The 18046-nt window shown below is 61.7% G+C and carries 17 protein-coding genes; 10 read left to right on the top strand and 7 right to left on the bottom strand.

Annotated elements, in window-relative coordinates:
• The first annotated feature begins 136 nt into the window (after positions 1-136).
• The 7 genes from ACQK2L_RS10685 to ACQK2L_RS10655 all read left to right on the top strand — a co-directional run bounded on the left by ACQK2L_RS10685 (position 137) and on the right by ACQK2L_RS10655 (position 6227).
• The gene (locus tag ACQK2L_RS10685) at positions 137-1294 is read left to right on the top strand and encodes a c-type cytochrome domain-containing protein (RefSeq protein WP_425396950.1); all 1158 of its coding nucleotides are present in this window, start codon (positions 137-139) and stop codon (positions 1292-1294) included.
• Positions 1295-1425: 131 nt separating this feature from the next.
• Entirely contained in the window at positions 1426-2571 is a 1146-nt protein-coding gene (locus tag ACQK2L_RS10680) for a glycosyltransferase (protein ID WP_425396949.1), read from the top strand.
• Positions 2568-3296, top strand: a complete 729-nt coding sequence (gene nfi, locus ACQK2L_RS10675; protein ID WP_425396948.1) for a deoxyribonuclease V — start codon at positions 2568-2570, stop codon at positions 3294-3296. Before ACQK2L_RS10680 ends, nfi begins: the two co-directional genes overlap by 4 nt.
• Positions 3297-3398: 102 nt before the next feature.
• Positions 3399-4454, top strand: a complete 1056-nt coding sequence (locus ACQK2L_RS10670; protein WP_425396947.1) for a metallophosphoesterase family protein — start codon at positions 3399-3401, stop codon at positions 4452-4454.
• Between the two features lie 33 nt (positions 4455-4487).
• Complete coding sequence (locus tag ACQK2L_RS10665; RefSeq protein ID WP_425396946.1) at positions 4488-4985, top strand: hypothetical protein; 498 nt, start codon at positions 4488-4490, stop codon at positions 4983-4985.
• Positions 4986-5023: 38 nt separating this feature from the next.
• On the top strand, positions 5024-5323 hold the full coding sequence (locus ACQK2L_RS10660; RefSeq protein ID WP_425396945.1) for a hypothetical protein: 300 nt from the start codon (positions 5024-5026) through the stop codon (positions 5321-5323).
• 79 nt (positions 5324-5402) lie between these two features.
• Positions 5403-6227 (top strand): alpha/beta hydrolase family protein, encoded by an 825-nt coding sequence (locus ACQK2L_RS10655; protein ID WP_425396944.1) that lies wholly within the window; start codon positions 5403-5405, stop codon positions 6225-6227.
• Positions 6228-6253: 26 nt separating this feature from the next.
• Here ACQK2L_RS10655 and ACQK2L_RS10650 read toward each other — a convergent pair whose 3' ends face one another.
• On the bottom strand, positions 6254-7147 hold the full coding sequence (locus ACQK2L_RS10650; RefSeq protein ID WP_425396943.1) for an alpha/beta hydrolase: 894 nt from the start codon (positions 7145-7147) through the stop codon (positions 6254-6256).
• Between the two features lie 184 nt (positions 7148-7331).
• On the opposite strand from ACQK2L_RS10650, the gene ACQK2L_RS10645 reads away from it, so the two are divergent.
• Positions 7332-7832: a LuxR C-terminal-related transcriptional regulator gene (locus ACQK2L_RS10645; protein WP_425396942.1), complete on the top strand. Its 501-nt coding sequence runs from the start codon at positions 7332-7334 to the stop codon at positions 7830-7832.
• Positions 7833-7963: 131 nt separating this feature from the next.
• Positions 7964-8464, top strand: a complete 501-nt coding sequence (locus tag ACQK2L_RS10640) for a helix-turn-helix domain-containing protein (protein ID WP_425396941.1) — start codon at positions 7964-7966, stop codon at positions 8462-8464.
• 234 nt (positions 8465-8698) lie between these two features.
• Here the strand turns inward: ACQK2L_RS10640 and ACQK2L_RS10635 are convergent, their stop codons facing one another.
• From ACQK2L_RS10635 to ACQK2L_RS10620, 4 genes are all read right to left on the bottom strand, one after another.
• Positions 8699-10033: a DUF1552 domain-containing protein gene (locus ACQK2L_RS10635; protein WP_425396940.1), complete on the bottom strand. Its 1335-nt coding sequence runs from the start codon at positions 10031-10033 to the stop codon at positions 8699-8701.
• Positions 10034-10096: 63 nt separating this feature from the next.
• Positions 10097-11077, bottom strand: a complete 981-nt coding sequence (locus ACQK2L_RS10630) for a family 43 glycosylhydrolase (RefSeq protein ID WP_425396939.1) — start codon at positions 11075-11077, stop codon at positions 10097-10099.
• Between the two features lie 31 nt (positions 11078-11108).
• Positions 11109-13439 carry a DUF1592 domain-containing protein gene (locus ACQK2L_RS10625; RefSeq protein ID WP_425396938.1) on the bottom strand — a complete coding sequence of 777 codons (2331 nt, stop codon included), beginning with the start codon at positions 13437-13439 and terminating at the stop codon, positions 11109-11111.
• A 159-nt stretch (positions 13440-13598) separates the two neighbouring features.
• Complete coding sequence (locus ACQK2L_RS10620; protein ID WP_425396937.1) at positions 13599-14642, bottom strand: GGDEF domain-containing protein; 1044 nt, start codon at positions 14640-14642, stop codon at positions 13599-13601.
• 224 nt (positions 14643-14866) lie between these two features.
• Between ACQK2L_RS10620 and metF the strand changes: the two genes are divergently transcribed.
• Positions 14867-15745 (top strand): methylenetetrahydrofolate reductase [NAD(P)H], encoded by an 879-nt coding sequence (metF, locus tag ACQK2L_RS10615; RefSeq protein WP_425396936.1) that lies wholly within the window; start codon positions 14867-14869, stop codon positions 15743-15745.
• A 15-nt stretch (positions 15746-15760) separates the two neighbouring features.
• Here the strand turns inward: metF and ACQK2L_RS10610 are convergent, their stop codons facing one another.
• Both ACQK2L_RS10610 and ACQK2L_RS10605 read right to left on the bottom strand, forming a co-directional pair.
• Entirely contained in the window at positions 15761-16255 is a 495-nt protein-coding gene (locus tag ACQK2L_RS10610; RefSeq protein WP_425396935.1) for a hypothetical protein, read from the bottom strand.
• A gap of 143 nt (positions 16256-16398) precedes the next feature.
• On the bottom strand, positions 16399-17970 hold the full coding sequence (locus ACQK2L_RS10605; RefSeq protein ID WP_425396934.1) for a hypothetical protein: 1572 nt from the start codon (positions 17968-17970) through the stop codon (positions 16399-16401).
• Between the last annotated feature and the right edge of the window lie 76 nt (positions 17971-18046).

The following is an 18046-nucleotide window of genomic DNA, read 5'->3' as shown; positions in this document are numbered from 1 at the left end:
CAGGCGGCCTACTCAGCGAACCTGCCATCTTATCAGTTGCCCGGCTTCGCGACATCCGGCGCTGCTGGAGTCTCGGGCGGCGCGTGGTTAAACTGGGGTGGTATTCCCCTGCCCACCTGCATCCGGAGTTCTTCCCATGCGTTTGCTTCCCAGGCTGTTTGCATCCTTGCTGTGCGTTGGCGTCGCGCCCGTCGTGTTGGCGGAGTCGTCGATTGATTTCGAAAAACAGGTCGCGCCGATCCTCGAAGCCAATTGCTATGGCTGCCATGGCGCGGAAAAAGGCCTGGGCGGATTGAAGCTGCACACGGTCGACGCGATCCAAGCCGCGGCCAAGAAAGACGACCACCTGTTGGTGGCCGGCAAGCCCGACGAGAGCGAGCTGTACGAGCGGCTAGTGCTGCCGAAGGACGATCGCAAGCGGATGCCGAAGAACGCCGATCCGCTAAGTAAGGAAGACATCGAAATCATCAAGCAGTGGGTCGCCGAAGGGGCCAAGTTTGCCACGGCCGACGCACCCGCCGCCGAAGCGATGGAAGAGAAGCCGACCGACGAGGCCCCGCTGCCCGAGCGCCCGGAACTCGAAGCCGCCTCGCCCGACGCGATCGCAGCCGCTGAAGAAACCGGCGCGCTGGTGATTCCGCTCTACTCCGGTAGCCATGAACTGCGGGTGAGCTTCCCCTCGTCGCGCGACCAGGTGACCGATGAAACGGTCGCCAAGCTGGTTCCGCTCGCGGGGCAGTTGGTCGAGCTCGATCTCTCCGGCACCAAGATCACCGACGCGTCGGCCGAGTCGCTCAAGCAGTTCAAGTACCTCGACACGCTGCACCTGGAAAAGACCGAAGTCGGCGACGCGACCGCTTCGGCGCTGGCTGGCATGACGTACCTCAACTACCTGAACCTGCACAGCACCAAGGCGACCGACGCTTCGCTCGAAGCACTGAAGGCCGCGCCCAGCCTGCGAAAGCTCTACATGTGGCAAACGGCCGCCAGCTACGACGCCGCCAAGGCCCTCGAGAAGGCCACGCCCGGCTTGGAAGTAAACCTCGGTTGGGATCATCCCGGCGTGGTCCGCGAGCGTTTGAACGCCGAGCTGAAGCGCGTCGAAGAGCAACAAGCCACCGCGGCCAAGGCGATTGAGGAAGCCAAGAAGACCCTCGAAACGGCCGAAGCCGATCAGAAGTCGGCCACCGAACGCGCGGCCGACATCAAGAAGCAACTCGAAGCACTCGACAAGCCGGCCGAGGCGCCCGCCGAGCAAGCCGAAGAGAAACCAGCCGAGGGCGAAGCCGCCTGACGCTACATCTATTACACCCTCCCGCTTGCGGGAGGGTCGGACGCCGTAGCGGCCGGGGAGGGCAACACCACGGCGACCGTTCCGGAATCTCGCATCTCCAAACTTACCTCCCCAAGCTTACAGCTTTCCTGTTGACCGACACTCCTCCTAAACCGCTCCAAGTGCTGCACTACCTCGACGCTGTTCGCGAGGAAGCGGGCGGTGTTGTGCGGTGTGTGATCGATCTGTGCAACGTACTGGCTGCACAAGGCTGCGAGGTCACGCTCGCGACGTACGATGCTCAGGACGTTCCCGCCGCGTGGGGCAAAGAGCCCAATACGCCGCGGGTGATCGACGCCGGCGCCGACGAAGCGCTAAACCAAGCGTACGAAACGGCCGATGTCGTCCATCTGCATACGCCGTGGGATCGACGCAACACGTCAGCGGCCAAGCGTGCGCAGGCAGTGCGCAAACCCTACATCGTCAGCGTGCACGGCATGCTCGACGATTGGTGCATGGCGCACAAGGGACTCAAAAAGCGGGTGTACCTGTGGCTCGCCGGGCGGCGGATGCTCGAAGGGGCGTACCGCGTGCACTGCACCGCCGAGGGCGAAGCCCAGCAGGCGGGCAAGTGGTACCCTCGCGCCCAATCGGTCGTGCTGCCGCTGGTAGTCGACATGCCAGACCCCGAATCACTGCCGGGCCCTGAGCTAGCCCGCGAGACCTTCCCGGCGCTGGCGACCGACGAGGCCAAGCTATTGTTCCTCAGTCGATTGCATCCCAAGAAGGGAGTCGACCTGCTGTTGCGCGCGGCGAAGCTGCTCGTCGATCGCGGCACCAGCTTTCAACTGTTCGTCGCCGGGCCAGGCGAAGCGGCGTACATCGAGCAGCTCAAGTCGCTCGCCAGCGAGCTGGGCATCGCCGACCGCACGCACTTCGTCGGTCTGGTGCAGGGCGACACCAAGTTGTCGCTTTACCAGGCGGCCGACTTGTTCGTGCTGCCGACGCACCAGGAGAACTTCGGGCTGGTGCTGCCCGAGTCGCTGGTGTGCGGCACGCCGGTCGTCACCACGCGCGGCGTCGACATTTGGCCGGAGATCGAAGCGGCCGGCAGCACCATCACCGACAACCAGCCCGAGCCACTCGCGGAGACGCTCGCCAAGCTACTCTCCGATCGCACGGCCCTCGCCGCGCGCGGCGAGCAAGGTCGCCAGTACATCCAACAATGGCTCGACTCCGACCGCGTCGCTCAAGGGTACATCGATCTGTATCGCGAAGCGGCGCAAAGCAAACCGTGAAGCCCAAAGCCAATCACCGTTGGGATCTCACACCAAGCGAAGCGCGCGAGCTGCAGGAGAAGCTGCGTCCGCAACTAGTGCTCCAACCACCCCGCCACGCGCCGCGCCTGGTGGCAGGTGTCGACGTCAGCGTGACCGGCCCGCGGTGGCGTGAAGCGACTTCCAAGGCGGCGGTCGTGGTGTTCGACTACACGACGCTCGAACCGCTCGAAGTGGCCACTGCGTCAATGCCCTCTCCATTCCCCTACGTGCCCGGGCTGCTCTCGTTTCGCGAAATCCCCGTGCTGCTCGAAGCGTTCGAACAGCTCACGCACAACGTCGACCTGGTGATGGTAGACGGCCACGGCTACGTGCATCCGCGCCGACTCGGCATCGCGTCGCACCTGGGCCTGGTGCTCGACGTATCGACCATCGGGTGCGCGAAAACTCACTTCATCGGCCAATGGGACGAACCAGCCGAGACGGCCGGCAGCTACACCGAAATCATCGACCCGAACACCAAGCCGCCCGAGGTGATCGGCGGTGTGCTCCGCACCCGCGACTCGGTGAAGCCAGTGTTCATCTCGCCCGGCCACCGCATGGACCTACCCACGGCGCTCGACCACGCCCTGGCTTGCAGCACCGGCTACCGCCTGCCGGAGCCAACGCGCCGCGCCCACCAGTGCGCGGCTGGGAAGACGTTGGAGGAGTTGCATGCGGATTGGCGACGCGCGGCCGGCGGTTAGGGTTGAGTAGACAGTTTACTCGCTCAATGCTGGCCACCAGCCCGCCGGCGCGGTACAAACACGTGGGTTGTTTCTTCCCACCGCTCACGTGAGGGCCCCACGATGGCATTGGAAAACCAGCTCCCCCGGCAAGGGTTGACTCTAAACGGCCGATGGTCGCGGCGGCGAGTGTTGGGGCTTTCGGCCGTGCCGCTGTGTTCGATGGTGTGGCCCATGGTGTCGAGGGCGGCGGTTGGCTCGCTGAAGGGTCCTGTGCGGATCGGACTCATTGCCGACTTGCACCATGACCTCATGCACGATGGTCCGGAGCGGATGCAGGCGTTCGCCGACTCGATGAAGGAGCATGAACTCGACGCGGTGATGCAACTAGGCGACTTTGCCTATCCGAATGAAAAGAACCGCGCGGTGATCGACCAGTTCAACTCGCTGCACAAGAAGTCGCTGCACGTGATTGGCAACCACGACACCGACGCCGGGCACACCAAGCAGCAATGCCTCGATGTGTGGGGCATGCCCAAGCGGTACTACACGGCCGACGTCGGCGGCGTGCAACTGGTGGTGCTCGACTGCAACGAAAAGGGCTCGCCCACGCACCAAGGGGGCTACCCAACGTACGTCGGCAAGGAGCAACTCGAGTGGCTGCGCGAGCAACTGGCCACGCTCACCGGCCCAATCGTTGTCGCGTCGCACCAGCCGCTGGCCGGCGCGGTGCCGATCGACAACGCCGAGCAGGTTCAAGAGGTTCTCTCGGCCGCGGCCGATAAAGTGATCCTGGCCATCAACGGCCACACGCACATCGACGACGTGCTGGTGATCGGCGGCGTGAGGTACATGCACCTCAACTCGGCATCGTACGCCTACCTGGGCGGCAACTATCAGCACTTCAGCTACCCCAAGGAAATCCACGCCAAGCACAAGGTCCTCGAGTTCACCTGCCCCTACCGCCAAGCCCTGTTCGCGGTGCTGTCGATCGACCCAGAAACGCTCACCGTGACGATCGAGGGACGAGAGACCGAGTGGGTGGGCCAGTCGCCGGCCGAACTCAAGGTGGCCGATCGCCCGAACATGGTGGTGGGGGAGGAGATTGTGTGCGAGATTCGGGATCGAGAGTTGGAGCGGGCGAATAGCCGGACATCGAAAGCGCCTGCTACTAGCTAGGGCGCGTGAACCCACTGACCAAAGTGAAGTGCCATGTTTCGGCTTCAGCTGGCATCACTCGCAATACCGGTCCTCCTGGGCAGCTTGGCGATCTGCCTCGGATGTCGCGAAGGTATGACTTCTAGTTCAATGCCCATTGAGGGGCAAGAGTTCATTGAACAGTACTACCTGAAGAACGCTGACCTGGGCGGGGCGAAGCTAGTAGCCTACCAATGGGCCTTACGCGAACAACTAAGCGCTGCGAACACCCCATCCACGATCGTGCTGTGCGATTTAGATATGCTCGACAAACGGATCGTAGGCACTCTCCAGGAGCAGTATCCCGAGTTGATTGCCCTCCGAAAATTCAAGGCGGATTCGGGAAGCGTCACTCTATTGCAGGCAAATGTCGCACTCGCCAAAAACAACGACGCGTACATCATCATTTCGATAGATAATGGGCCTAATAGATTTCGAAGCTTCTTCATGAGACTGAAATACAGCAAATCGGAGTGGCACATCCAGCACGTAGAAGAAATGGAGGTGACATAGGCCGGTTCCATTTTACCAAGCAAGACTGGAGCACAATCATGGATCAGCGACACGGGTTAGCAATGATGCTCCTGCTGCCGATCACGCTACCTGCTGGCGTCATCTTCGGCTGGGTTAGCGGCCATCTGCTTGCCGTTGCCTTCGACTCACAAGAAGCAGAGCTGGGTTACACCCTGTTCTTCGCCGCCTTCCCTGCTGCTATAGCCTTTTTGGTGGGGTGCCTGCTTTGCCTGCTCGGGTTGACACTTGTGAAACGGCACGGGCTTGTCTTGGCAACGACATTTAACGTAGCGTCTTTCTTGCTGGGTTTGCTCTCGTATAACGCTCCGCTCTTGTAAGAAAAGGGTAGACTACAATCGGTGCAGGCCACTAGTGGATTCACAAAAGTCAAAACCTAACATTCTCCCCACACTTTCCATGACTAACTTCCAAACCATCCCTGCATCGATCGTACTCCTCTTAAGTCTCTCCCTAGCAAGCTGGGCTCTCGGAGACACTCCTGCGCCCACGAGGAAGTTGCCGGTCGAGGGGCAGGTGTTTTCGTTAGACGGGCACACCGCGTTTCTCATTCTGCCGGAGGATGTCGACGACGAGGAGCCAACTCCTTGGGTCTGGTACGCCCCCACGGTGGGCAGGTATCCGGCCAAGGAGGAGAAGTGGATGTTCGAGAAGTTCCTGGCCGAGGGGATCGCCATTGCTGGCGTCGATGTCGGTGAGTCGCATGGCAATCCCAAAGGTCGCGAGGTCTACTCGGCGCTCTATCGCGAGCTGGTCGACAACCGCGGCATGGCAAAGCAGCCGTGCCTGCTGGCCCGCAGCCGCGGCGGACTGATGCTGTACAACTGGGCCGTCGAAAACCCCAAGTCCGTGCGGTGCATTGCCGGCATCTATCCTGTCAGCAATCTCGCCAGCTATCCGGGCCTCAAAAAGGCCAGTGCCGCCTACGACATGCCGGCAGAACAGCTAGCGAAAGAACTGGAGAAGCACAATCCCAACGATCGCCTGGCGCCGCTGGCCAAGGCGAAGGTCCCCATCTTCCACTACCACGGCGACATCGACAAAGTGGTTCCGCTGGAGAAGAACTCGCAGGTGCTGCACGATCGGTACAAGCAGCTCGGCGGGCCGATGACCCTGCGCGTAGCGGAGGGACGTGGCCATACGATGTGGGAGGGCTGGTTCCAGAATCAGGAGCTGGTGGACTTCGTGATTTCCCACGCGAAACGGGAGACTTCTGGGGAGTAAGAGCTTCTGGCGGCGTCCTTTGGGAGTCAGCGATCGCCTGCATCGGACAATTCCTTCATGCGCCGCGACATGAATTCTTGCATAGCGGCCGCCACTTGGTCGCCCTCTTGGTCGATGCGCGAAGCGATTGTCGAGTGGTCGCGATCTTTCACTTCCAGGAAGGTTGCGTCTCGATGACCCGTGTTCTTCACCGCGGCGACGAAGTACTCGTTTTCCAAAGACCTTAACGGAAGGTCCCGGTTGCCGACGATGCAGAGAAACGCTGGCAACCGCTGGTCGACATTACCCAGCGGCGAACGGGCGTCGACCACTGGGCGGGTGCGGGGCGTGCCTTCTTCGCCGCGTACGGTCGAGTGGGTGATCATCTGGCCCGAGATCGGCATGCAGCCCGCGATGCAATCGGCATCGACGCCCAGTTGCTTGAGCCGCGGGCGATCCACCGCGACCATCGCCACCAGGTAGCCTCCGGCCGAGTGCCCGGCGAGGAATAGTCGGTCGGGGTCACCCCCATGCTCGGCGATGTGCTGGTGCACGTACGCCAGCGCCGCGGCAATATCGTCGACGTACTCGGGATAATGCACGCGGGGACTCATCCGATATTCCACCGAGGCCACCGCGTAGCCCTGGCGAACAAACGTGGACACCACGCGCATGGCGATGTCGTCGCGTTTGCCGTTCGGCGGACTGCTATCGGCCTGGATCCCGCCCCCGTGCACCCAAAGGAGCGTCGCAAAGCTGTCGCCGGTTTTCGGCAAGTACAAGTCCAGTCGGCATTGCTCCTGCTCGTAGGGGGTTGCTGCGTCCGGGCGGTAGAGAAGGTCCAAGTGCTGGCGCGGCGAATTGTCTTTGGCACTGGTGGTGCTGGCGACCAGGCAACACAGTACTGCGGCGAGGAAAACAAGCATCTCTCTACTAGACATGAGGGGATCCTGCGTTGTTGTGTGGGGATGGCTCCATTGTACATCACGGAAGTCCAAAGGACGGAGTCACAGGCCTCGAAAAACCCTGGCAAACCCAGCTCCCTGCGGCTATGATCGCGGTTAGCCCGTGGCCTCATTGCTTTTCTTGATTTCTTTTTCCGCTCGAGTTCACTTCGACCATCCGATGCGCGTCGACGTCACCAACCCCGAGAGCTTTGCCGACACGTATGCATACGTGGTGGATCGCGAAGGGACCATTGTGCTGCATCCCCGCTATCCGGATGTCGTAGGCACCAAGCCTTGGGATTGGGCAATTGGGGCCGATAAGGAAAAGTGCCGCGAACATTATGTCCAGGCGTGTATGTTCCGCGAGCCGCAAGGGCCGTTCGTTGTCTCGATCCACTACAGCGAGGAAACCTATCCGCTGCGTTTCCATTTGTTTCCGCTCGATGAGGGGCAGGTACTGGTCTACTACACTCGTGTATTCAACGGAGATCTGACCGACCGCGAGCGACACGTGCTGGTGTTGGTGGCCGGCGGCGCAAGCGCCAATCAGATTGCCGACGCATTGGGCATCAGCGCCTCGACAGCCCGCGATCACATTGCCAATCTGAAGCGGAAGCTGCACATCCATCACGCCGATGGCTTTCGTATGGCAGCGCATCATTTCGGCTTGGGCAAATAGCGTAGCGCGCACTCGATGCCAATGGAATCACTGGCCAACCCTGGCAAGTGCGGCTATGATCGCTGATGGCGCCCCGCCACGCTGCTTGTCGGGATATTTCAGAACTCGGACACGCCTGCGAGTACCATCCGATGCGACTCGACCCCAACAATCCCGAAGGCTTCGCCGACACCCAGACCTTTGTGGTCGATAGCGAGGGAACGATTGTACTGCACCCCCGCTTTCCGGACGTGACGAACATCAAACCGTGGGAGTTGGCGGTGGGGCCCGATAAAGAAAAGTGCCGCGAGCACTTTGTCCAGGCGTGCATGTTTCGCAAGGAGCAGGGGCCGTTTGCTGTCTCCATTAGCAATGATAACGACATCGTCCCCCTGAAGTTCCATTTGTTCCCGCTCGACAACGGACAAGTGCTGGTGCTCTACACCCGCGTGTTCACCGGTTCGCTCACCGACCGCGAGCGACACGTGCTGGTGCTGGTGGCTGGCGGGGCGAGCGCCAGTCAGATTGCCGACACGCTGGGCATCAGCGCCTCGACCGCCCGCGACCACATCGCCAACCTGAAGCGGAAACTACACATCCAACACGCCGACGGCTTCCGCATGGCGGCGCATCATTTCGGGCTGGGCGGGTAGCGGAGTTCGTACTATGGCCGCCTCGGCCGTAGCGCGTCTCGTGTCATTCCGACAGGAGGCTCGCCGACTGAGGAATCTACGCTCCCTAGCCAGAGACGATTAGCCATTTGGGGAGCTTGGAATGCCACGCTGCAACCTATCGCAGCTCCACGCTAGATTTCTCGGTCGCTGGACTCCCTGTCGGAATGACACGAGGTGGTACGGCCGGGGCGGCCATACTACACAGGAGCGACCTTACACCAAGGTCAGCGTGCCGGTGCTGTCGCCGACCGATTCGACCGGGGCGCCGACTTCTTGCAGCATGGTGAGGAACAGGTTCATCAGCGGTGTCTTGGCGGGGAAGATCTGGTGGCGGCCGGTGATCATCTTGCCGCCCAGGTTGCCGGCCATCAGCACGGGTACGTCGTGATGATCGTGGCGGTTGCCGTCGCGGATGGCGCTGCCGTACACCAGGCCGGTGTTGGCCAACAGCGTTGAGTCGCCCTCTTTCACTTCGTTCATCTGCTTGAGGATGTAGGCCAGTTGCTCGATGTGGTAGCGGTTGATCTGGCGGATGGATTCGATCTTGTCGGGATCGTGCTGGTGGTGCGAAATCTCGTGGTGGCCGCCTCGAATCTCCAGCTCGCGATACCGGCGATTGCTCCCCTCGTTGGCGAACATCAACGTGGTCACCCGCGTCAGGTCGGCCTGCAGGGCCAAGATCATCAGGTCGCCCATCAGGCGAATGTGCGCGCCGTAGTCCTTGGGCACTCCTTCGGGTCGCTTCAGATCGGTCAACGTCTGGCGGCTCGTCGGGTCGTTGATTCGTCGCTCGACGCCACGGATGCTCTCCATATACTGATCGAGCTTGCGGCGGTCGGCCGTGCTGATCCGCCGCTGCAAGCGCTTGGTGTCTTCGGAAACGAAGTCGAGGATGCTCTGCTGCCGCTGGTGGCGGCGGAACTGCGACTCCGGCACGTCGGATGCGGTGCCGCCGCCGAACAGGCGGTCGAACACCAATTGCGGATTGACCTCTTTGCCGGACGGTTGCGAAGGCGAACGCCACGAGATGCTGTTGGAGTACGCGCAGCTATAGCCGCTGTCGCACGTGCCCGCCAGACGCCCTGCTTCGCAGCCCAACTCGAGCGTCGGGAACGGCGTGTCGCCGGCGATGTACTTGGCGGCGATGTGATCGACCGACACACCGGCGCGGATGTCGCGGCCTTCGGTCTTCACTGGGTGCATGCCGGTGAGGAACGCCGCGGCGCTGCGAGCGTGGTCGCCAGGGCCGTCGCCTTTGCTGCGGGCGTTGTCGCAACCGAGGCCGCTGAAAATGGAAATATGCTGCTGCACTTCGGCCAGCGGCTCGAGGATGTTCTTCAGCTTGAAATCCTCGCCCACGTCGTCGGGTGTCCAATCGGACATATTCACGCCGTTGGGCACGTAGAGAAACGCCAACCGCTGCGGCGCTTTGCTGGCCACCGGCGCGGCTGCGGCGATGGGGGTCATCGCTTCGAGCGCTGGCAGCGCAACAGCAGTGCCCAGACCACGCAGGAACGTGCGACGTGCAATCGGTTGGAAAGGCATCATGACCTCACGAGGGTTAACGCCTGGCTCGAACCGTCCATGATCTGGGTCGAGCTGGGCAGGAGTTCATTGTAACAAAGCCGCTGCGGGACCGCCCTTGGTAGGTACAATCTTTTCGATTTTGCCATCTGGACCGAACGTGACCTGCTGGATGGCGCATTGACGCACACCCTCGAGCGGCGGTTCAGTCTTGGTGGTGGGCCAGTAGTGATAGGCGATGTACCACTGGCCCGTCTGGGGATGCTGGAAAAACGAGTGATGCCCCGTGCCCTGGAAACCACCCTGCGAGTTGAGAATCGCACCCTGGTACTCCCACGGACCGGTGGGCGAGTCGGACGTCGCGTAGTGCACCGAGTAGTTCGGGTTGTTCCAGCCTCCGTGGCTGTAGGAGAGGTAGTAGGTACCATCGATCTCGTGCATGAACGCCCCTTCGGTGAAATTCGGCGGGGTGTCGACCTCGATCTCTTCGCCCAGTTCCACCATGTTGGGTTTCAGTTTCCACACGCGGAGCGTCGCACCGGCGCTGCCGCCAGCGTAGAAGTAGCTGGTACCGTCCTTGTCGTGAAACACCATCGGGTCGATCGCTTCGAACCCGTCGCCGCCGGTCAAAAGTGGCTTGCCGCTATCCTTGAACGTACCGTCGGGCGTATCACTCACAGCGACGCCGATGCGGCTGGGCGTGGGGTTCTGCGGCCCTACGCTGTAGTAGAGATAGTACTTGCCATCCTTCTCCGTAATGCCCGGCGCCCACAACCAGTGATCTCGCGCGCCGTCGTCCTTGATCCAGGAAATGTCCTCGATTTTCAGGACGGGTTCGGTGGCCTCCCAGTCGATCAGGTTCTTCGACGAGTAGGCCACGATGTCGAACGCGTGAAACTGCGCTCGCGCATCCGGCGTGTGCGTCGGGTAGGCCCAGTACTTGCCCGCGAGCACGGCGACGTGGGGATCGGCGCCCGGGAAAGCAGGATTGTCGGCCAGGGCGGCCAGCGGCAGCGCAAAGGCTGCGGCCAAGACGACAGATAATCGGCAAGCGTTGAGGTGTTTCATGGAAAGTCGTTGCGTATCTCTCATCGCGAAGCTACTTGGGGGATTCGTATCGGCGTTGCTGGAAAGGTGCGCTTTCGATCACCGCCAGGATCAACGCTCGCATCTTGTCGTCTTCTTCGGCGGTGCGGCGAGCAATCTCGCGGACCGCGCATTCGTCGTAGTATTCCAAGCCGCGGCCCAGAGCGTAAATCATCAGCTTCTCGGCCAAGCAGCGGCGGAACCCTTCGCGACGCTCCAGCAATACGGCCGTCAGGTCGGACGCACCGTTGATCTTCTCGCCGGAGGGCAACTCGCCGGAAGCATCGATCTCGCCGACGCTGTCCTCGGTTCGCCAACGCCCGACCAGGTCGTAGTTCTCTAGCGCCAGTCCGATGGCGTCCATCTGCTCGTGGCACACCGCGCACGATGGATCCTCACGATGAAGTGCCATCTGCTCGCGCATCGAGAGCGGCTTGTCGCTTTTCTTGGTTACTTCCTCCAGCGCGGTAATGCCCGGCGGAGGGTCGGGCGGGGGTGCGCCTAGCAGTTCGCCCAGCACCCACTTGCCACGCTTCACCGGCGAAGTGCGGTCGGGGTTCGACGTCGCGGACAACACGCCCGCCATGGTGATCACACCGCCGCGCTCGCCGGCAAAAGGTTCAATCTTTGCAAACTCCACGCGGCGGAAGTGGCGTCCCTCGACGCCGCTGATGCCGTAGTGTTTGGCGAGCCGCTCGTTCAAGTAAGTAAAGTCGGCGTCGAGCAGCGTGGTGATCGGCAGGTCGCGACGCACCACCTCGGCGAACAGCATCTGGGCCTCGCGAGCCATCGCCCTGCGCAGGGGCCCATCGAACGAGTTGAATTGCTTCTCGTCGGGCACCAGGTCCACTAGCAGCCGCGTACCGAGCCACTGGCCGGTGAAGTTCTTGGTGAACTGCTCGGCGCGGCGGTCGCGGAGCATGCGATTGACCTGCGAACCGAGCTCCGCCCGCAATCGCCCCTCGCCAGCCAGCCGCAGCAGCGTGGCGTCGGGCATCGAACTCCACAAGAAGTAACTGAGCCGCGCGGCCAGCTCGTATTCATCCACCGGATAACCGCGCTGGTCGCCCTCGGGCTTGAGCGGCTCGTGGTCGATGTTGCCTATGAACAAGAACCGCGGCGAGACCAACATCGCTTCGAGCGAAACTTGCACGGCGCGCTCGTAGGTATCCCCCGCCTGGCGGCGGACGTCGAGCAATTCAATCAAGCGGTCGATCTGCTCCTCGGGCACCGGGCGGCGAAAACAGACCGTGGCAAATTGTTCAAGCGACTCTCGTGCAATCGGCCGCCACGCTTGCTCGTCGCGCCACTGGTCGGCGGTGGGTGATTTGGCAAACCATTTCTTATGGGCACGCGGCGCGCTGTCGATCAGGTCCTCGTAGGGACCGATCAGTTCAAACTTGCGAATGAACAGATTGCGATCACCATCCTCACTATAGTCGTTGGTAAACGCGACTCCCAAGCGACGCTTCCCCCGCTCGACGTCGAACGCGACGGTGAACTCCTCGGAAGTCTCGTCGTTGACATGCACTTCGATCGTCTGCACAACGTGGCTCTTGTCGAGGATCGCCATGTGCACCGGATCGGGCCCAGCCTGATCGGCCGACACGCGAACTCGCAACCAATAGCGACCCGGTTTGGGGAACTCGTACACGAACTCCACCGCCCCGTTGCTCCACAGCTCGCGGCGGCCGTCGCGATCCGACTGTCCGCCCTGCCAATGGAGTCGCGGTACGTCGTACACGTTTTCGGTCTGCGACTCGGGCACCAACAGCGCCTGGCGCGAGATATCCCGTGCGGCATTCAGGTACTTCTCCAGCAACACTGGAGTGAGCGACAGCATATCGGCGTTGTTATCAAAGCCGTACGCCAGATCGTCGGGCGGGAAGGTCTTGGCCGGCTGGAAGTCAACCATCAGCAGGTCGCGAATCGTGTTGCGGTACTGATCGCGGTTCAGCCGACGCAGTGTCACCCAGCCCGGATCCTGCGGCACGCTGCAGTCGAGTTGTGCGAGCTTCGCCTCGATCCAACCCACTAGCTTCGCGCGTTCTTCGTCGGTGGGCGCGTCGTAATCGGCCGGCGGCATGTCGCCCGCCTTGAGCCGAGCCACGACGTCCTTCCACGTATTGCGATCCTCCTGAAAGCGGTCGCCCGACTGCAGCTTGTCCAGTTCGAGCCCCGCCTCGGCCGAGTCGCCCGAATGGCAATCCGAGCAGTACTGCTCGACCAGCGGGCCGGCCAGATGCTGGTAGTCGGCAATCGGCTCCAGCGGTTCGCTCAAAGCAACCTGCGCACCGCAAGCGCAAGTGAGCAGGAGAGCGATGCACAACGATAGGCGGGGCATAGGTGGTCGCTCGGCGGGCCGGGAGGATAGCGACACAAGGTGGGAGTTGGCCCGCGATTATACCGGGTTCTACCGAAAATTGCACGAACAACTTCAGGAAATCGCAATTCGGCGAAATGCCGCAGATTGGCCCACTTCCCCTTACGCGCTGAGTCCCGGCTACTCGCTCACCGTGCTCGTCATCGCAGCCCTCAGGTCGTCGCAGGCGCCGGCCATCGCGGCCGAAAGGGGCTGGCTTGCCGACTCATTGCCCTCTGTGTCTTCATTGGCGGGCGCTTGCCAGGTTGGCTCGGCGGCAAGTTGCTCGTCGAGCGGCAGGCACTCGGCGCCGTCGTGAATCCACGTGCAGTTGCGGCCGTTGTGCTTCGCCGCGTAGAGCGCCTCGTCGGCCCGCTTTACGAGCGTCGAAACTTCTTCGCCCGGTTCAATCGAAGCGATGCCGGCGCTGGCGGTGATGGGCCGCTCGAGCTGTTGGAACTGATCGCTCAGCATGCGGAGTGCTTCTTGAGCTTTTGCCACCGCATGGTGACCTTCGTCGAGCGTGGTATGCGGCAGAACGATGGCGAACTCCTCGCCGCCGTAGCGACCGACGAAGTCGTGTCGGCGCAACGAAGTGCGCAGCGCCCCCGCCAGGCTCACCAGCACATCGTCGCCCATCTGGTGGCCGAAGTCGTCGTTGATCTGCTTGAAGTGATCGACGTCCACCATCACGACCGAGAACGGAGTACCATGCTTGCGGTAGTCGCCCAGGCGGGTGGCGAGTTGTTCGTCGAGCGCGCGACGATTAGGCAATCGGGTCAATGGATCGGTCAACGACGTGGTCAGGTGCGACTCGATCTCCCGCGCCTGCTCCGCGATCTGGTCCTCCGCTGCGTGCAGCTCCTCCTGCAACTGTCGGTTGGCAGCCAGGATCTCACCCACCACGCCCACAACCAGGTCGGTGGTGGGATGATGCTTGTCGGCGGGCGCTTCCTGCAAGCGGGCGCTGGCCGCTTCGAACCGCGAGCGATGGTCGGCCACGCGCATCCCGATGCTCTGCGTCAGCCCATGCAGCTCGAGCGCCAACGATCGGGCGCGGCCCAGGTCGACGTCGCGACTACCGGGCGCGGGGCGGCGAAGCCACCATCCGATGGCGACTCCAACAACTAGTTGCAAAGCACCCAGCAGGCATCCACCGAGTATTATGAGTACGGTATTGGTCATCGTCGCGGCGCCCCGACAGGAAAGTTCGTTTCCTGCAAACGTAGGCCACGCGACCCCCCCGGGCAGCCGTGCTGCGGCAACTAGCCACGCCTGCCGCCAACGGCTGTAGCCGCCGTGCGGGCTTTAACGGTTCTGCGGCCCAGGGCCCCACGCCAAGGGGATCGTGGTCTGCTAAGATACGGGGCCACGATGTGTTTTCGAGTTATTAGCCTTGGTACTACTGCATGTCCCTCGCCGAAACCTATTCCACCGACCAACTCAGCCTGTCGTTCGAGTTGTTTCCTCCCAAGACCGAAGCAGGCGAGAAGGCCCTGTTTCGTCACGTCGAGCGGCTCGTCGAATTCAAACCGGCCTACATCACTTGCACCTACGGCGCTGGCGGTTCCACCCAGGGTAAGACACTCGACATCGTGGCCCGCGTGCGCGAAACGAGCGGCCTGCCGGTCGCCACGCACCTGACATGCGTCAATCGCACAGCCGACCAGTTGGCCCAGTACCTGACCGAAGCTCGCGCGCGAGGCGTCGACAACGTAGTGGCCCTGCGCGGCGACCCGCCCAAGGGCGAGGATGCTTTCGTGGCCACTGAAGGCGGCTTTCGCTACGCGAACGAGCTGGTGGGCTTCATCCGGGAGCAGTTCGCCGACATGGGCATCGCTGTGGCCGGCTATCCCGAGAAGCACCTCGAAGCCCCCAGCATGGACGTCGACCTGGAGAACCTCCGCCGCAAGGTCGACGCTGGCGCCGATGTGGTGATCACGCAACTGTTCTACGAAAACGCCGACTTCTTCGCGTTTCGCGACCGCTGCACCACGCTGGGCATCAACGTGCCGATCGTGCCGGGCTTGCTGCCGGTGACGAACTTCGCCCAGATCCAGCGAATCACCTCGCTGTGCGGCGCCAAGCTCCCGCAGGCATTTGTCGACGCACTGCAATCGGCCGGCGACGACGAAGCAGCGCAATTCGACACCGGCGTCGAGTTCGCCACTCGCCAAATGGAAGACTTGGCAAAAGCCGGCGTCCCCGGCATCCACCTCTACGTGCTCAATAAGTCCGAAGCAGCCAGCCGAGTGCTGGAGAATCTGGGGATGGGCAGCAAAGCATAAGAATCTTCACAAGCACTACTGCTTGGCCTCTTCAAGCTTGCGCTCGATATACTCCACCGCTGGATGATCCAAGTCTTCTTCGATCGACAGCGCTATGACAAAGTCCTCTTCCTCCTTGGGAGTGATCCACACGAGCGTGTCCTCTATCCAATTGTCGCTGAATTCCGTTTCGATCTCCGCAATGTTGGCGTAGTCCGCTTCCTCGACGAACAGTTCGCCATCCTCTTCCTGCATGTAGGAGACGACACGCTGGTTGGTGATCAGGTTGCCGTCTTCTTCCCAATCCCACACGCCCGTGCTGTAGAAAAAGGCGATTGTCTCGCCGGGCCGTAGCGTGATCGCTTTGTTGATGGCCTCGAGCGCCGGCTCGCTCAAATCTTCGCCGGACACGATCACGGTGTCGGGCACAGCCCCCGACTCTATCTGAAGCCCGATCCACATCGCTCCCATAAACAGCACAACGACCAACAAACCAAACGCGATGGCAAGGCCGATAAGGAAAGTTCTCATAGCACCAACTGGTCCAGCCCGAAAAGGAATGTAGAGCGGACAGAGCGACCCCCAATGTCGCCCCCCTGTGGCGTCCATACTACTCTACGGTTCTCGCGCCGCCAACCAGAGCGTGATGGACCGATATTTTGGAAGGCGAGCGGTTACTGAAAGTCGTCGTAGATGATCTCCACCTGCGACACGTCCGGCCCTTGGTAGCCACATTCGGCCAGAGCATCTTCGATCAGTTTCTGATGCTCTTGCTTCAGCCGACTCTCGATCGCCACCACGTCGGCCCATTCGGCGGAATTTTTGCCAGCCTCGAACGCAGCAAGGTGGGCTTGCTTCCGTGAGTATGATCGGGGGATTGTGAGCTCTACGTGCACTGCCACCTCTATCGAATCCTTATCGCTGGGCTGCGACTTGGGAACGAAATCGACGCTCAACTCGAATTCAGGCTTGCCGTCCAACAGCGTCCGCAGTCGCGGCTCGAGTTCGTCGGGATCAATCTGATGAACTTGCTCACCCGTCGATTTCGATGTCGGAGTCGGCTTTGTCGCCTCCTGCACATCGTGATAGAAAGTCACGCTCACTTGTTTGTACTCATCCTCTCCCAGCGACAAATGTGGCAGGATGTTCTGTACGATCCGTTCGACGTTCAACTTGACGTCACTTTCCACCGCCAAGTAGTCCGTGTCGATCACCTGCGCGAAGTCGACTTCCGGATTCTTCTGCTGGATGACCGCGAACACATAGTCGCGCGGCACAGCAATCGACGCGTACAGTGCCCGTGGCTTGTACGATTCGGCAGTCGAGTCTTCCACGCGCATCATCTCGGCGCTCACTGCCACGCGCACGCCTGGAATGTAGCTCAGGATGCTCTGTAAGCGGTCGCGATACGCCTGCTCGATTCGCTCACGAGCCTGCGAGTAGGGATCTGTCGCACTCTGGTTTTGCCCCTCGGCGTCCAGCGCCGCTAGTTTCTTCTCATTGATCTCACTGACGAATAGCTCCACCTGGCTGGTGTAGGCTGAAGGGATGCGCACTCGCAGCCGGCGCGTTCCGTGAACCTCCGCAATCGGAACGGCATCGGACTTCGTGGACGAATAGTAGCCCGAATAGTGCTCTCTGATTCGGTCCGCAGCGTCGGTGAGCATTGCGAGGTTTGCCGCCAGGCCATGATCTTCCTTCAAGCGGAACGTGATCCACTCGTTCGCTTCGTCGGTGGCAATCGACTCGGAGCAATCCTGCTCGAGCCGCGCGCCGCCAGCAACCTGCCCGGCGTCCTCGACCACCCCGCGGGCCACTGCCATGTTTTCCGGGCCACCTCCGGCGCTATCCTGCAAGTGCACCGACAGCAGCATCAAACCTTTGATGCCGCGATCATCGAGCGAGGTCACCTGACAGTCGAGCAACTCCCCGGCACCCGCGCCGCCGGCGGGAAGTTGCGCGGACACACGCACTGGCACCAGGTGTTCTTGATCATTGAACCAGTCCGGCGGATTGATGGGCACTCCAGCGCGGCGAGCCTTGTTCAAGAACACAGCAAGCTCTGCACTGCTGGGTCGCGGCTCCAATCGCATGATGGCTTGCGGATCGAGCGCAAGGCCGATGCCGACCAGCTGCTCCACCTGGGTCGTCTCGACCTCGAACAGTTCACTGAGCTGAACTTCGCTGGCACGGGCGGAACAGACCAAGACAGTCGAAAGGGCAAGGGCAAACATCGCATGGGACATCGTCGAATCCTCCATGAGTCGATAGGGTGGAACTACCAGTGTGGTCCGCAGCGGGATCGCGCGTCAACTTCAATCG

The sequence above is a fragment of the Aeoliella sp. genome, from assembly GCF_965227375.1.
In the GTDB taxonomy this organism is placed as follows: domain Bacteria; phylum Planctomycetota; class Planctomycetia; order Pirellulales; family Lacipirellulaceae; genus Aeoliella.
The sequence above is the reverse complement of the archived record's forward strand: the minus strand, read 5'-3'. Positions and strand labels throughout refer to the sequence as shown.